At 60.6% G+C, this 14,209-nt stretch carries 17 protein-coding genes; 6 read left to right on the top strand and 11 right to left on the bottom strand.

Going from position 1 to position 14,209, the window contains the following annotated elements; translation table 11 throughout:
- Positions 1-23 precede the first annotated feature (23 nt).
- The 4 genes from J2T60_RS08660 to J2T60_RS08645 are packed head-to-tail and all read right to left on the bottom strand — an operon-like array spanning position 24 to position 1,689.
- The gene (locus J2T60_RS08660; protein WP_253448467.1) at positions 24-608 is read right to left on the bottom strand and encodes a DUF3106 domain-containing protein; all 585 of its coding nucleotides are present in this window, start codon (positions 606-608) and stop codon (positions 24-26) included.
- Positions 595-822 (bottom strand): hypothetical protein, encoded by a 228-nt coding sequence (locus J2T60_RS08655; protein WP_253448464.1) that lies wholly within the window; start codon positions 820-822, stop codon positions 595-597. The genes J2T60_RS08660 and J2T60_RS08655 overlap by 14 nt, the downstream gene beginning before the upstream one ends.
- Positions 809-1,165, bottom strand: a complete 357-nt coding sequence (locus tag J2T60_RS08650; protein WP_253448462.1) for a hypothetical protein — start codon at positions 1,163-1,165, stop codon at positions 809-811. Before J2T60_RS08650 ends, J2T60_RS08655 begins: the two co-directional genes overlap by 14 nt.
- On the bottom strand, positions 1,162-1,689 hold the full coding sequence (locus J2T60_RS08645; protein WP_253448459.1) for a sigma-70 family RNA polymerase sigma factor: 528 nt from the start codon (positions 1,687-1,689) through the stop codon (positions 1,162-1,164). Before J2T60_RS08645 ends, J2T60_RS08650 begins: the two co-directional genes overlap by 4 nt.
- A gap of 153 nt (positions 1,690-1,842) precedes the next feature.
- Here J2T60_RS08645 and J2T60_RS08640 point away from each other — a divergent pair, with 153 nt between their 5' ends.
- Both J2T60_RS08640 and J2T60_RS08635 read left to right on the top strand, forming a co-directional pair.
- The gene (locus J2T60_RS08640) at positions 1,843-2,790 is read left to right on the top strand and encodes a hypothetical protein (protein ID WP_253448456.1); all 948 of its coding nucleotides are present in this window, start codon (positions 1,843-1,845) and stop codon (positions 2,788-2,790) included.
- 149 nt (positions 2,791-2,939) lie between these two features.
- Positions 2,940-3,833 (top strand): DUF4382 domain-containing protein, encoded by an 894-nt coding sequence (locus J2T60_RS08635; protein ID WP_253448453.1) that lies wholly within the window; start codon positions 2,940-2,942, stop codon positions 3,831-3,833.
- Between the two features lie 83 nt (positions 3,834-3,916).
- On the opposite strand, the gene J2T60_RS08630 is transcribed toward J2T60_RS08635, so the two are convergent.
- Complete coding sequence (locus J2T60_RS08630) at positions 3,917-4,984, bottom strand: methyltransferase (RefSeq protein ID WP_253448450.1); 1,068 nt, start codon at positions 4,982-4,984, stop codon at positions 3,917-3,919.
- 18 nt (positions 4,985-5,002) lie between these two features.
- The gene (locus tag J2T60_RS08625; protein ID WP_253448448.1) at positions 5,003-5,869 is read right to left on the bottom strand and encodes a MipA/OmpV family protein; all 867 of its coding nucleotides are present in this window, start codon (positions 5,867-5,869) and stop codon (positions 5,003-5,005) included.
- Between the two features lie 185 nt (positions 5,870-6,054).
- Between J2T60_RS08625 and J2T60_RS08620 the strand changes: the two genes are divergently transcribed.
- Genes J2T60_RS08620 through darH form a run of 4 tightly spaced genes read left to right on the top strand, consistent with a single transcriptional unit; the run spans position 6,055 to position 9,652 of the window.
- Entirely contained in the window at positions 6,055-7,008 is a 954-nt protein-coding gene (locus J2T60_RS08620; protein ID WP_253448445.1) for a dialkylrecorsinol condensing enzyme, read from the top strand.
- A complete protein-coding gene (locus J2T60_RS08615; protein WP_366518300.1) occupies positions 7,001-8,161 on the top strand; it encodes a beta-ketoacyl-ACP synthase III in 1,161 nt (386 codons plus the stop codon). Before J2T60_RS08620 ends, J2T60_RS08615 begins: the two co-directional genes overlap by 8 nt.
- Before the next feature lie 2 nt (positions 8,162-8,163).
- Positions 8,164-8,613, top strand: coding sequence for a DarG family dialkylresorcinol biosynthesis protein (locus J2T60_RS08610; protein WP_253448442.1), 450 nt, complete (start codon positions 8,164-8,166; stop codon positions 8,611-8,613).
- Position 8,614: 1 nt separating this feature from the next.
- Positions 8,615-9,652, top strand: coding sequence for a BtrH-related acyltransferase DarH (gene darH, locus J2T60_RS08605; protein WP_253448439.1), 1,038 nt, complete (start codon positions 8,615-8,617; stop codon positions 9,650-9,652).
- Positions 9,653-9,670: 18 nt separating this feature from the next.
- Here the strand turns inward: darH and J2T60_RS08600 are convergent, their stop codons facing one another.
- The 5 genes from J2T60_RS08600 to J2T60_RS08580 all read right to left on the bottom strand — a co-directional run bounded on the left by J2T60_RS08600 (position 9,671) and on the right by J2T60_RS08580 (position 14,187).
- Positions 9,671-10,558 carry a beta-ketoacyl-[acyl-carrier-protein] synthase family protein gene (locus J2T60_RS08600; protein WP_253448437.1) on the bottom strand — a complete coding sequence of 296 codons (888 nt, stop codon included), beginning with the start codon at positions 10,556-10,558 and terminating at the stop codon, positions 9,671-9,673.
- Entirely contained in the window at positions 10,555-11,706 is a 1,152-nt protein-coding gene (locus J2T60_RS08595) for a beta-ketoacyl synthase N-terminal-like domain-containing protein (RefSeq protein WP_253448434.1), read from the bottom strand. The genes J2T60_RS08600 and J2T60_RS08595 overlap by 4 nt, the downstream gene beginning before the upstream one ends.
- Positions 11,706-11,975, bottom strand: a complete 270-nt coding sequence (locus tag J2T60_RS08590) for a phosphopantetheine-binding protein (RefSeq protein ID WP_253448431.1) — start codon at positions 11,973-11,975, stop codon at positions 11,706-11,708. Before J2T60_RS08590 ends, J2T60_RS08595 begins: the two co-directional genes overlap by 1 nt.
- A gap of 84 nt (positions 11,976-12,059) precedes the next feature.
- Entirely contained in the window at positions 12,060-13,217 is a 1,158-nt protein-coding gene (locus tag J2T60_RS08585) for an ABC transporter permease (protein ID WP_253448428.1), read from the bottom strand.
- A 1-nt stretch (position 13,218) separates the two neighbouring features.
- Complete coding sequence (locus tag J2T60_RS08580; RefSeq protein ID WP_253448425.1) at positions 13,219-14,187, bottom strand: ABC transporter ATP-binding protein; 969 nt, start codon at positions 14,185-14,187, stop codon at positions 13,219-13,221.
- Positions 14,188-14,209 lie beyond the last annotated feature (22 nt).

Raw genomic sequence — 14,209 nt, 5'->3', positions numbered from 1 at the left:
GCGCATCTGAATAAGGGTTTCTATTAGCCCCCGGGGCCACCCGGGCCACCTCTCCGGTCGCGCCGTTCCTCACGCCGTTCCCGGCCCTGTTCACGGCGCTCCTCGCGCATCTCCCGACGCTGTTCACGACGCTCCTGGGCCTGTTCGCGACGTTGCCGGATCATCTCCCGACGCTCTTCCGGATCCATGCCTTGCCAGCGCTCCCGCATTCTGTCCCGTTCTTCCGGGTCCATGCCCTGGTAGCGCTCAAAGGCCTGTCTGACCCGCTCCTGAGCATGCTCGGGCATGGCCTGGTAAGCGGCATAGCGTTCACGGATGGCGTCTCGCTCTTCCGGGTCCATACCCTGCCAGCGCTGGAAACGCTCCCGGGCCTGTTCCTGTTCCTCGGCGTCCATGGCCTGCCAGCGTTCCGCCCCGCGCGCCAGATTCTCCCGTCTTTCCGAGGGCAAGGTCTCCCATTGCTCGGACATTGGGTCCAGCAATGCCCGCTGGTCCGCATCCAGTTCATCCCAGCTTGGTCCTGCCTGAATGATGGTAGCGGTGAGCAGGCCCAGCACAAGCACCAGTGCCTGGACCGGTTTTGCCATAGGCTGTTTACGCGTTTTCATCATCGTTCTCCTGGCCATCATCATCGGCCTCGATGCCACTATCTTCCAAAGCAGGGAGCAGGGTCGGGTCAATCCATTGATCGTTATCTGCCTCGCTGAATTCACCAATGAACTCCAGCAGTGCCGGGTCCGGGGTCTCCTCCGCAGCCCACAGGACACCCCCTGGTGTCAGCAGAAGCACACTGGCGAGGAGGGGGATTTTAGGACGTTTCATCCATTTCCTCCTCCAGCCAGAGATAGAAATCCAGTTCGGCATAAAAGTCGAGGTCTTCTTCCGCCAGCAGGATATCCAGATCGTCCACCGCCACTTCCGCCTGGACGGTATCTACCGTGGCGTCCTGCTCCCCGGGTTCTCCTGGCCATAGCAAGAGGACCATCAGACTGGCCGCTGCCCCAGCCGGTATCCAACTCCAGCGGCCCAGGGCGGTGAGGCTGGATCGATGATTGGATTGGGCCAGGGCCGAACGGCGGGCATTGGCCAGTCGTTGACGATCCGACGTGGGTGTGATGTCGATCCGCTGTTGATAGCGTTGCTGCAATATGTCCCGTTCCTTCATGGGTCCCACCTATCTCCAAATCGTGTTCTGAGTCGGGCCATGCCCCGGGCGTACTGGGTCTTGACCGAGCCCGGTGAGCAGCCCATGTGCCGGGCCGTCTCCGCGACATCCATGCCTTCCAGGAGGCGATATACCACCGTTTCCTGCTGGCGGGGTGGCATGTCCCGAAGCACTTGCCCAAACACCCACCAGAAATCCTCATCCTTGGCCCTCTGTTCCGGTTCCTGTGCACTGGGCCCGGCCGTGGTGGCGATCAGGTCGGATCGCTCCGGGTCGGCATTGTCCAGAAACAGCCAGCGTCGTAATGTGGCCGCTCGCTGCATGTCCAGAATGCGGTTACCCAGTATGCGAAAGAACAGTGGACGCCATTCCGCTTCGGGCTTGTGGGCGTATTTTCTGACCAGTCGGAACATGGCATCCTGTACTGCGTCATGGGCTTGGTCCGTATCCCCCAGCCGTAGCTCCGCCAATCGGAAGGCACGGATTTCCACTTCGGCCAGAAAGGCATCCAGTTGACTGCTCACTTACCCTCTCCCCGCATATCCCGTCGGATGCCTGCGTCCTTTCGCGGTCTGTACCTTATATAACGACTAGCGTCTCCCATTGGTTGACATATCACCGCATCAATTGCCAATGCTCGTTTAGAATGCACGATATGCCACCCAAAGCGAGTATGGATGATGGATGAGATTGCGCCAATACGACAGCCCATGCACCGCTGGGCATTGGCTCTGCTGTTTCTTATCATCAGTACGCCCCAGATACTGCAGGCCGGGGATTGGGCGGTGGATACCTCTCTGGGGATATCAGAGGGTGGAACCTGGCGTAGTCATCTGCTTGTGGAACGACTCCTGGGGGAGAGCAGCCATATTTATACCGGCCTGGGTCAGACCCGGGTAGACAGTGACGACCTGGCCTTGGACACCCGTAGCCTGAGCCTGGGCGGGGGGCATCGATTGAATGAGAACGTTAGCTTGGGTAGCTGGTATGAACGTTGGGGTCGTTCCGGAGATATCAGCAGTGACAGCCTTAATGGCCGCCTGAGTTGGCGCCCGGGGCCTTATCGTTTGAGCCTTGTGCCTGGTTTTCGTTGGGTCACCCTGCACGCCGGTGCCCCCGCTGCAGGGCCAAATGGCCAGGGTGGTGGGCCCCCGGACCATGTAGATCTGCCCCCCGTTCGGGAGGGCAGTGATGGTGAAGAGCTGGCCGAGGACTTTGACCTATTAAGCCGTTCCCTGGGGCTCCGTTTTGGGCGCGAACTGGGGGAAGACTGGCGCCTGCGTGTTTCGGCCACCTGGTATGACTACGACAAGGACGCGGCCACCTTGGCCACCCGCGAGGGGGTGGAGAACCTCAGCCTCAGTGCCCTGACCCTGGCCCAGGGTTTTAGCGAGCATCGCTATGGCCTGGGTGTAAGTTGGTCCTTCGACGAATGGCGAGAGCTGGGGCTGGACCTGGGCCGGGACAAATCGGCCGTGGATGGCCTATACAGCGATACACTAAGCCTGCGTTACCTCACTCCTGTTGGCCGGCAATGGGATATGGAGCTGGAATTGGGTGCGGCTCGTACCGAGGGCTTCGGTCGCAGTTGGTTTAGCGGCGTCCATTTAAGCTGGTATCCGTGATTTTTTGCCTGGAATTTGTCAACCGTTTCGCTTGTGTCTCCGTTGAAGGTACCGAACAGCGAGTAAAAAGCCCGGGTGGGTCGATGCGTCAATCAGGCAATCGGCCCTTCCCGGTAAATTCCTCTCCAGCCTGCAACAGGAGATGAAGAATGAAGACAAGTGTATTTGGGAAAAACATCGCGATGGCTGCTCTGCTGCTGGGTTCGGCTGGGTTTCTGGCCGCTTGCTTCAGCAGTAGCGATGATGATGCCAGTCTTACTTTGAGTCTGACTGACGCGCCGGTGGATGAAGCGGAAGCGGTTGTGGTTCGCTTCACCGGGGTTGAACTTCAGCACAGCGGTGAAGGCCGTGTGGTTTTCGAGTTTGATGAGCCGCGGGAAATTGATCTGCTGGCGCTTCAGGGCGAGGCCCATGAGGTTATTCTGGACGATGAAAGCCTGCCTGCCGGTGAGTATCAGTGGATTCAGCTGAACGTTGAAGCCCAGCGGGGTGTTGAAGATTCCTACATCGAAACCAGTGACGGAGGAATCCATTCCCTGTATGTGCCCAGCGGCGCCCAGAGTGGGCTGCGTCTGGTGAGTGGCTTTACCCTGTCGGCCAATGATGTTGCCGATTTCACCATCGACTTCGATCTGCGCAAGTCCGTGCATCGCCCCGGCGGAGCCTTCAATGATTACTTCCTGCGTCCGGCACTGCGTTTGGTGGACAATACCGAGGTGGGCACCCTGGCCGGTTCGGTGTCTGCCAGCTGGGCAGGCGATGAGGCTTGCACCCCAGCCGTTTATGTCTATGAAGGCCATGGTGCGGAAACCGGAAGCGAAGGCAGTGACAATGCGCCCGTAACGTCCTCCGGTGTGGCCATGAACGAAGATGGTATTTTCCTCTTCGAAATCGGCTTCCTGCTGGTGGGTGACTACACGGCTGCTTTCACCTGCGAGGCCGATGAGGATGATCCGGAAGAAGCCAACGACATCGAGTTCCTGCAGGTTCAGGATACTGCCATTGAAGTGGGCGAAACCACCGAGATCCGCTTCGAGCCCTGATCGCGATATCAATAGGGTCTGAATGGCCCAAGCAAAAAAGCCACCCCAGGCGGGGTGGCTTTTTTGTGGCATGCAGTAATTGCTCAGGCTCGCCGACAACTGAGGAAAGTGTGTCCACCGGCAGGCAGGTCCACCTCCTTTTCAACCACCAGACCAGCCTGCTTTACCAGCTCGAGAAAACGGTCATAGTGGTACATGCGGCTGTTGCCATTGGCCAGGCAGGTGAAGTAGAGTGAGGTTACATCCAGACTGAAGCGGGCGGCTTCAAAGCCCTGTCGGTCCGGGAATAACTCCACAATGAAAAGCCGGCTGTCTGCATCCATGGAAGCTGCGGCACGTTGCAGGATGCTGACGATTTCCGGTTCCGAAAAACAGTCCAGAAACTGACTCATCCAGATGGTATCGGCCGCTTCGGGAAAGCGGGTATCCGTTTTCAACAGATCCGCCGGGTAATAGTCGGCTCGATCCCCCACACCCGCTGCTTCCAGATTCTTTTTTGCCTCCTTGAGCTGTCCCGGGAGATCCATCAGGGTGACTTTAATCCCGGGATCATGGTTGAGGCACTTCAATGCCCAGCGGCCCGTGTTGCCACCCACATCCAGCAAATGCCGAATGGGACGTTGGAAGACCAGTTGAAGTAGCTGGTCGAAGACCTGATCGGAATAGTAGTGATCGAACTCGAACCAGCTCTGCTGGGCGGGTTCGGGCAACTGGGTCAGACCCTCATAGATGGTTTTCCAGGGCCCAAGGGTCTTGAGACCGGCCGGACGGGATTCCCGCAGGGATGCCTCCAGATAGGGCAGGGCCTGATAGGCCACGTCCCGGGTGAAATTGATATTCACCCGGGTCATCTCGTCATGCAGAACGAAGAAACCCACCCGGCCCAGGTGAAAGCACCCTTCATCGTCCCGTTCCACTAGGCCGATGTTGCGGCCCACATCCAGCAGAACCGACACGGCATACTCGCTCAGACCGGTGTCATCCACCAGGCTTGCCAGGCTGTGGCCGCCCTCGCCCTGATCCAGTGCGGCCAGCAGGCCACAGTCCCGCATAACCACGGTGGCTTGAAAGGCGAAAGGGCCGAAGGCCAGAAACTGGGCATAGGATTTGGCCTCGACCGCGCGCATGCGGCCTTTGGAACTGGGCATCATGTTGTATTTCCCCAAGAGTTATAGACGACGTTTTCCAAAGATATAGGCGGCAGACACGCCCACCGATTGTTGCCTGGATTCTCGTAACAACGGGCTGTCGATCACGACACTGTCACTGAAATTTTCATGCCGAACAAAGCCCCCCAACCACCAAGGACCCTGGCGCCAGGCCAGGCCCATGGAGGCCACATAGGCGGTAAAGCCTTCCTCGGCCTGATAGGCCGGTCGGTCCGGTGTCGTTGCGGACAGGGGGACCCCGTAAAAGTGTTGATGGTAGTCGGTGGAACCGTACCGGGCACTGAGTCGTCCCTGAAACTCCCATTGATGTGGTCCCAGATGGAAATCCCGCTGGACTTCGGCATTGGGGGAGAGGACCCAGCCGGTCCGGCTCAGACTGCTGCCATCCAGTTCCACCGCCTGGCGCAGCGGCAGTGAGAGACGATACTGCCAGGTATCCGGATTCCCTGGGGTCCAGCGGGGAGAATATCTGAGCGCCAGGCCGATTTCCCCCAACCATCCCAAATCTTCCATGCCTTCCCGGGCCTCATTGTCATCGGCGTCCACCCGCAGGGCCCCACCACTGCTGATATCCAGACCGAAGCGATCGCCTTGCCAAAGCCGACCCTGTAGATCGCTGCCATCCAGTTCCACCCGCTCGCTGTAATAAGTGAGGTAGGGGAAGGGCATCATCACGGTGTGGCTCTGATCCGATCCGGGATAATGGGGGAAAGCGAGCCGGGTCAGTCCGATGCCATATTCCAGTGTGCCCCCGGCCCAGCGGGAAGTTTCACCTTGGGTATCATTGGATGCGGCGTCCTCCCCTGAGCAGACCATTGGACTGGTCAGGGTCAATGCCGAGGCCAATATGAGGGCAAAACATCGCATGCATGCATGATCCTTGTATGGCAAGTCTCTTCCTACCCCCCGTCTGGAGGGTTTGGGGTTATTTCCAGGCCGCTTACACTGCGCCTGTGGCGACCATTGTATTTGACTTATAATTCGGCCGCTGACGGCATGGTCGCCGCTTGGCGGTCTTTGGACGATGACGAACTCTGGGGCAAAAAGCAGATATGGGCAAACGGGTCTTGGTGGTTTACTGGTCACAGAGTGGGCAAACCGATCAGGTGGCGCAATCCCTGATTGAACCTCTGGAAGCCAGCAGCGAGGTGGACGTGGTCCATGGCCGCCTGCGCCCCAAGGTCGCGTATCCCTTCCCCTGGACGGTGACCCGCTTTCTGGATGTCTTTCCCGAATCGGTGCATTTGCTGCCCCCGGAGATGGACCCCCTGCTGCTGGATGATGAGCAGTTTGACCTTGTGATTATGGTCTATCAGGTCTGGTTTTTGTCACCCAGTTTGCCGTTTACCGGTTTCCTGCGTTCCCAACAGGGCCGACGAATCCTGCACAATACCCCGGTGGTCACGGTGACGGCCTGCCGCAATATGTGGTTGACCGCCCAGGAAAAGATGAAGTCCCTGCTGGCGGAGGCCGGGGCTCGGCATTGTGACCACGTGGCCCTGGTGGACCCGGGGCCGCCTCTGGCCACCTTTATTACCACGCCCCGCTGGATGCTGACGGGTCGGCGCGGGTCACCAAATGGGCGCTTGCCGCCCGCTGGCCTGCATGAATCCCAGATATGGAGCACCCGGCGTTTTGGCTATGCCCTGCTGGATGCGCTGTCGAGAGACGAGGAACGGCAGGGCAAGGCCATGTTGACCGGCCTGGAGGCTGCCAGGGTGGACCGTCGTTTCATCATGAGTGAGGCCATTGGCCATCGTAGCTTCAAGTTATGGGGGAAGCTGATTCGGGCCGTAGGTCGCCCCGGGCAGCGTCGACGCTATCCGGTGCTCTATCTCTACATGATCTTTTTGGTGCTGATGATCGTGACCGTGGTGCCGATGAGTCTGCTGGTCCAGGCCCTGGCCCGGCCGCTGCTGGCCCGCCGCCTGAAAGACAAACAACAACGTCTGGAACAGCCTTCCGGGGCTGGCCGGGAGAGAATGGAAGAGTTCTGTCGTGAATAAGGTCTGCATTACCAGTTTGAGCCGCTTCATGCCCGGTGAAGCGGTGACGAATGACGCCATGGAAAAGGTTCTGGGCCAGGTGGGTGATCGGCCCTCCCGGGCCCGGCGGGTGATTCTGCGCCAGAACGGTATTCGCCGTCGTCACTATGTGCTGGATTCGGAAAACGGTGAGCCCCGCTGGAACAATGCCCAGCTGACAGCCGAGGCTATTCGGCGTCTGGATGGCAAGGTGTTTGATCCCGAGGGCATGGACCTTCTGGCCTGTGGTACCAGCATGGCGGACCAGCTGATGCCCTCCCATGCCGTCATGGTCCACGGTGAGTTGGGGGCGGGGCCCTGCGAAACCGTGTCCACCAGCGGCATCTGTAGCGCCGGCATCCTGGCCTTGAAACAGGCCTGGCTGGCGGTGGCGGTGGGTGAAGCCCGGCAAGCCGTGGCCACCGGGTCCGAGACGTCTTCATTGATGATGCGGTCGGCCCATTTTCAGGCGGAGGCAGAGGCGCTGGCCCAAGAGAGGGCGGAAGCGGTGACCCAACGTCCGGAGCTGGCCTTTGAAAAGGAGTTTTTGCGCTGGATGCTCTCGGACGGGGCAGGCGCCATGCTGCTATCAGACCGTCCCGGTCCGGGACCGGTGAATCTTTGGATTGACTGGATCGATTCCACGTCCCATGCCGGTGATATGCCGGTTTGCATGTATGCCGGTGCCGAGAAGAATAAGGCTGGTTATCTAAAGGGCTGGCGGGAGTTTGGAGGGCCTGAAGCGCTGGGCCGTAATTCGGTAATGGCGGTCAAGCAGGATGTTCGTCTGCTCAATGATGAAGTGGTGAAAAAGACCGTGGATGAGACCCTGCCCCGGGTCTGTGCTCGTCGGGGCCTGGATGTTTCCAGCGTGGACTGGTTCCTGCCCCATATGTCCTCGGAGTACTTTCGGGGCCCTCTCACTGAGGGTATGGCCCGGGTGGGGACGGAGATTCCCCAGGATCGCTGGTTTACCAATCTGGCGGAGCGCGGCAATACGGGGGCGGCTTCCATCTTCATCATGTTGGAAGAGCTCGCCGCCAGTGGTCAGCTTGAGTCCGGTCAGAAGATTCTCTGTTTTGTGCCCGAAAGCGGGCGCTTTACCAGCTGCTGGATGCAGTTGACGGTGGCTTGATCATGGTCAGTGATGTCCCCAACAACAAGGCCTCTGTATCGCCCCCGGATGTCGGGGGGTCGGAGGACGAGCTGGCATCGGAAGAGAACCGGGTGCTGGAGGGTGAGCACAAGGCTGTCTATCGCCGGGATGCCTCCGGCCATTATCGGATGATCCCGTCCGAGGGCTGGAAGGTGGAGGAGGTCGTGACCACGGCGGCGGTCGCGGAATTCCAGCGACTGGCCCGGGAAGCCCGGGCGGCGATCCAGGCCGGGCGGGCATCGCCTCTGGCCTTTTACATGTACGAGCGCCGCCTGGATCCGGGTAGTCTCGCCCAGGCCATGGGCATCATGAGCTGGCGCGTGCGCCGGCATTTGCGCCCCGGGCCTTTTTCCCGTTTGTCACCCCGGCTGTTACGACGTTATGCCGAGGTGCTGGACATGGATACCGAACAGTTGAAACAGGAGCCCTGAGATGGCAGCCGTGGCCACAGACACTTATTCCCCCGGGTTGATCGGCGTGCCCACCTTTGAGCATCAACATGCCGCTCATTGTGAGACCGGCGTCATGGCCCGTCTGCTGGGGCATGCGGGCCTGCCTCTTAGTGAGCCGGCAGCCTTTGGGCTCTCGGCGGCCTTTACCTTCGCCCATTTGCCCATGGTTCGAGTTAATCAACAGCCCCTCACTTCTTATCGCATGCCACCGGGCCGGGTGGTTCGAGGTCTGGAGAAGCGACTGGGATTGACCATGCACCGGGAACGCTTCCGGGACCCGGTGGCGGGCATGCAGGCCCTGGATGACCATCTGGCCGAGGGTCGCCCGGTGGGCTTGCAGACCTCGGTGTACTGGCTGCCCTATTTCCCCCGGGACATGCGCTTTCATTTCAACGCCCACAATCTGATCGTCTATGGGCGGGAAGGGGAGGATTATCTGATCAGTGACCCGGTTTTTGATCACCCGGTGCGGGCGCCCTGGCGGGATCTGATGAAGGCTCGTTTTGCCCGGGGGCCCTTTGCGCCCAAGGGTCTGATCTACTATCCCGAGGATTTCCCCAAGCATTTGGACTGGTCGGGAATCGCCCGCCGTGCCATTCGCAGCAGCTGCAACATGATGCGTTACTCGCCGGTACCCTGGATCGGCTTGCGGGGGATCCGTCATCTGGCCAAGCGTCTGGAAAAGCTGTCGGGAAAATCCCTGGAGGATCGCGAAAAGCAGCTCTATGTGGCCCAGATCATTCGCATGCAGGAAGAAATCGGTACCGGTGGTGGTGGCTTCCGTTTCCTCTATGCGGCTTTCCTCCAGGAAGCGGCTGACTGGATGCAGTCTCCGGCCCTGGAAGACAGTGCGGCCTTGATGGCCGAGGCGGGTGAACAGTGGCGCGACTTTGCCCTGGAAGGCGCGCGTTACGTGAAAAGTGGTGACCCGGGTCAGCTCAGGGGTTTGCCCGAGCAGCTACGTTGCTGCGCCGAACAGGAAGGGCGGGCACTGAAACATCTTGCCCGCCAGCTCTGAATCGGGATCGGTGGCCCCTTAACGATCCAGCAGCCATAGCCGCCATTGACCCTGGGGGCCGGTCTGATCGATATGGGCCAGTCGTCCGGCGCCGTTACAGATATGCTCGGCAAAGGCCATGGCCGGGTTGCTCAGTATCCAGCCCTGGGTCTGGTGGTAGTCCCACACCGCATAATTCGGGAAGGCGGCCTGCAAGGAAGCCGGGTGGCGATCGGCCGAGGTGCCTACTGCCAAGCAGTCCGGCCGGGCATCGTGCAAGGCATCGGCCAGCACAGATGGATCACCATAATCGCCGCCATGTTGCAGAAGGGCCCCTTCCTGATGCAAATCCGCAGTGAGCAGAAGCCAGCCACTGCCTTCTCCGGGTATGCGGCCTTCCGGCGTCTTGGTGCGGCTGCGGTGCAATGCCAGGTCGTCGTCGCCTTCATCTACGCCACCCACCATGGCGCAGTCAGTCTGTCCCAAGGCCAGGTCCATGGCTGCCGTTTCCAGTGCCGCATCAAACGCCCCCTTCAAGCGAGCAATGGCCAGGTTTTCCCCGGACGTTCCCAGATGGGCGGCTACATGAAAGCCGGCAATATTGCTCAATACATTCACGAAACGAAAGGGCGTGATGGGCAAATGGCGCTGTACCTGGTCTTCCAATAGCCGGACGGTGTCAGTGAAGCTGCCGTGGGCGGTGGCCAGATAGGTACCACAGTCATCGGGGAGCTTGCCTGAGTAATGCCGCCGACAACGATGGGCCCCGAGTACCGCCAGGCTAATGAAACGGTTGGCCCGTCGAATGGGGGGCAGGCCTTCGGTCTTGAACAGGTCTCGCAGGTCCTGTCCCTCGGGCGAGTCCAGTGGGCGACTGAACTGGCCGGCTGCCAGGACCCGGAATTGCTGGATGGCCGGCGCACTCACAGGGTCACCACCAGGCTGGTGTTATTGCCGCCGAAACCAAAATAGTTCAGCAGCAGCCGTCCGGGTTCCGGCCAGGCTTGCTGTGTATCCAGGGGCAGCAGGGGCAGTGACTCGATCTCCTCTTCCTCTGCGGTTTCCTGGGTCTGCGGGGGATGGTCGCCGTAGCCCAGAGAGGCGGGCAGAAACCCCCTGTCGCGGCAGACGCTCAAGCTCAGCAGTTCCACCAGTCCGCAGGCCCCCAGACTGTGTCCCAGACCGCCCTTGAGGGAAAAGTAGGGGGGTGCCTGCTCACCGAATACCTGGTGGATGGCGTTGGCTTCCGCCTGATCATTGCCGGCCGTGCCGGTGCCATGGGCCTTGATCGCCTGCACCGGGGTATTGCCGGTTTTATCGAGGGCCGAGCGCATGACACGGGCCAGGCTGTCTTCCGAAGCCACCGTGATGCCGGTGAAGTCGATGGCGGTGTCGCCGCCTTCCAACCGTGCTACGGCACCCTTGTCGTCCCGGCGTAGCACGGCCACAGCCACCCCCTCCCCCAGGATGATGCCCTGCCGAGAAGGATCGAAAGGACGGTAGTCTTGCGGGGACAGCAGCATTAGTCCATGAAAGCCGCCAAAGCTGATGCCGTTATAGGCTTCAAAGCCGATGACCACCACCGCGGGTGCCAGATCCAGACTCAGGATGCGTTGTGCGTAAAGCAGGGCGTTGGCGCTGGAGCTGCAGGCGGTGTTGAAGGTCGTCTGGGGACCTTCCAGGCCGTGGCGCTGGCAATACTGATCCAGCATGAAACCCCAGCGGGCATCTTCCAGGGCGGGGGATGAATCGCTCTGATGCAGCTGCTCGATGATGCGTTTTTCATTCTCGCCGATATTCAGCGAAGAGGTGCCCATGAGAACCGGGGCCTGGACTCGTTCCGCCGCACTCAAGCCAGCCCGGCTCAAGGCTTCATCCAGTAGCCGGTCCAGGGCCTGTTCGGGGGCTTCCCGCTGGTGCAGGAAGCCGTAAGGTCGTTCCACACCCGGATAGCCGGGAACCGGCAGCGGGGTCCAGGTGGGCGGAGCACCGGCCTGGAAGGCGGCAGCCGGGTCGTTGTGGGGGCAGGCCATGGCATGGCCCACGATGTGCACGGGGTGGATTGGCTTGGGCATCAGTCGGGGCGCAGGAAGTCGGCCAGGGTGTTGATATTCGCCATCACGCGGCGCAGACGCTTGCTGTCATTAAGCTCGACACCAAACTGCTGTTTCAGTGCCACCGATACCTGGAGGCCATCCAGGGAATCCAGTTCCAGGGAAGTGTCCGGCCCGAACAGGGCCTCGTCATCGGCGATCTGTTCCGGGCTCAGTTCGTCCTTGCCGGTCTCCTCCAGGATCAGTTCCTTGAGCGATTGCTTGAATTGATCATCCTGAGAGCCAGACATTCCCTTCTCCGCCGTGTGGACATTGCTGCCAGTGGTCAATGGGCAGTTTATCAAAAAGCCGACAGCAAACGGGGCTTGGGCTTGCTAGTGGCGGCGGGCGATGATGCCCACCGCCAACAGGAAGCAGAGCAGGGCAAACAGGGAAAGCCCCAGCAGCGGCAGCCATATTACGGACAGGGCGTCCTCGCGCAGAAAGGCGGCCAGAAAACCATCCAGTGCCCAGCCCATGGGAGAGAGCCACGCCACGGACTGCATGGTATCCGCCATGACAAATCGCGGCACCATGATGCCCCCGGCGGCGGCAAAGAGGATATTGAAGACACCGCCGGCCGTGGTGGCCTGCATATGGGTTTTTGCAATAACGCCCACCAGCAGGGCAAAGGTGATGGCGGCCAGACTGGTAATGGAGGCCACCAGTATCAGGGCGGTGAGATGAATCGGCGGTTGAAGGGCCTCGGCGCCCGCCAGGGGAACAATCCAGAAGCCAATCGCCAGCATGGCCAGCAACTGGACCTGGTTGACCAGAAAGTAGGCCGGCAGTTTGGCCAAAAGGAGAATGCTCGGACCCACCCCCATGAGGCGTAGCCGGTCCAGGGTGCCTTCCTGGCGTTCCCCGATCAGTACCGTGGACAGGGGGATTACCACGAAAAACATGCCAAAGACCAGCCAGGCCGGAACCGATTGCTGCACCGAGCTCAGGGTGGTGGTGGGATCTGCCTGGCCAGGCCGCAGACCGCGAATGGCGTGGCGATCCAGTTGGGTCAGCAGGTCGGCCACTTCCCCGTCACCTTCCATCTCCGACAGGGCTTCGCCCAATGCCATCTGGATGGCACTATCGATGACTTGCAGAGAACGGCCATCCACGCCGGGGTCCGCCAAGCGGTCCAAAGCGGGAGCGGGATTTTCACCGGGATCTTCAACCAGGGCCGTCAGTCGTTCTCCAAAATCCGCTGCCAGCTGTAGGCGTACCTCATCCCGGGCCAGGGGATCATTGGCGTCCACAGTCACCAGCAGGACTCGTTTTGACAGGTGATCGAGAAAGCTTTCCGCGGTGGCGTCGGGGATGGGGTCGGCCACAGCGACTTGTCCCATTTCCTCGCCATCCGGCGCAAAGACATCCTGCAGGGCCACCGACATGACCAGGATGAAAACCGCCGGCATGAGAAACAGTACCGCCAGGCCATGGGGGTCCCGGGCCAGCACCTGCCATTCCTTCCAGATCAATGAGATCAGTCGATGCATCTTATTCCCTCAGGGCCCGGCCGGTGAGTGACAGGAAAAGGGTTTCCAGGCTGGCCCCAAAGCGCAGGGTGCTGATGACTTGTTGCTGTGCTTCGATCAATTCGGTGATGGCCGACAGACTGAGGTTGCATTCGGCCAGGCTCAGGGACAGTTCATGGTCGCGTACTGCTTCCACCACGATGCCTTCTTTTCGCAAGGCCGCGAGCAGTGAATTGGGTGCCGACCCTTCCAAGCGCAGCTGAAGTCGCCCCAGGGCGCGGGCTTGACGGAGTGCCTGGTCCAGGCTGTCATTGAGCAGCACGCGCCCCTCATCCATGATGGCCACATCGTCACAGAGCTGTTCCACTTCTTCCATGTAGTGGGTGGTGTGGATCACGGTCATGCCCTCGTCCCGGCAAAGCCGGCGAATGGATTCCAGTATGAAATGACGGGACTGGGGATCGATGCCCACGGTGGGTTCATCCAGCAAAAGCAGTCGGGGTTCCCCCAGCAGTCCCACTGCCAGGTTCAGCCGTCGCTTCTGCCCGCCACTGTATTGTTCCACCCGGTAATTCAGGGCTTCTCCCAGATCCGCAATGGCCGCACAACGGTCCACGGCCCGCTGCCGTTCCCTGGGGTGACGCCAGAGCAGGCCGGCGAAGAAGTCCAGATTCTGTTGGCCGCTGAGACTGGGGTAGAGGGCAATATGCTGAGGCACCAGGCCCGCGATACGCCGCAAGGCGGTGCGTCGCCGGTCCAGGGGCTGGCCATCCAGCTCAAAGCGACCGGCATCTGCGGGTGTCAGGCCCATGAGCACGGATAACAAGGTCGTCTTGCCGGCCCCATTGGGGCCAAGTAGCCCCAGGATGCGGCCCTCGGCGACAGTGAGGTCGAGCCCGTTCAGGGCGGGATGCGGCCGTCCCGGCCATTGTTTTTGAACCCCGGATAACTGCAGCAGGGGAGTGGGTTTGCCTGGGGCCGGATTGCTCATTGCACGGTCTTTTTAGGGTCGC

It is taken from the genome of Natronospira proteinivora (genome assembly GCF_024170465.1).
GTDB classification, from domain to species: domain Bacteria; phylum Pseudomonadota; class Gammaproteobacteria; order Natronospirales; family Natronospiraceae; genus Natronospira; species Natronospira proteinivora.
This window is presented reverse-complemented; position numbering and strand designations above follow the sequence as displayed.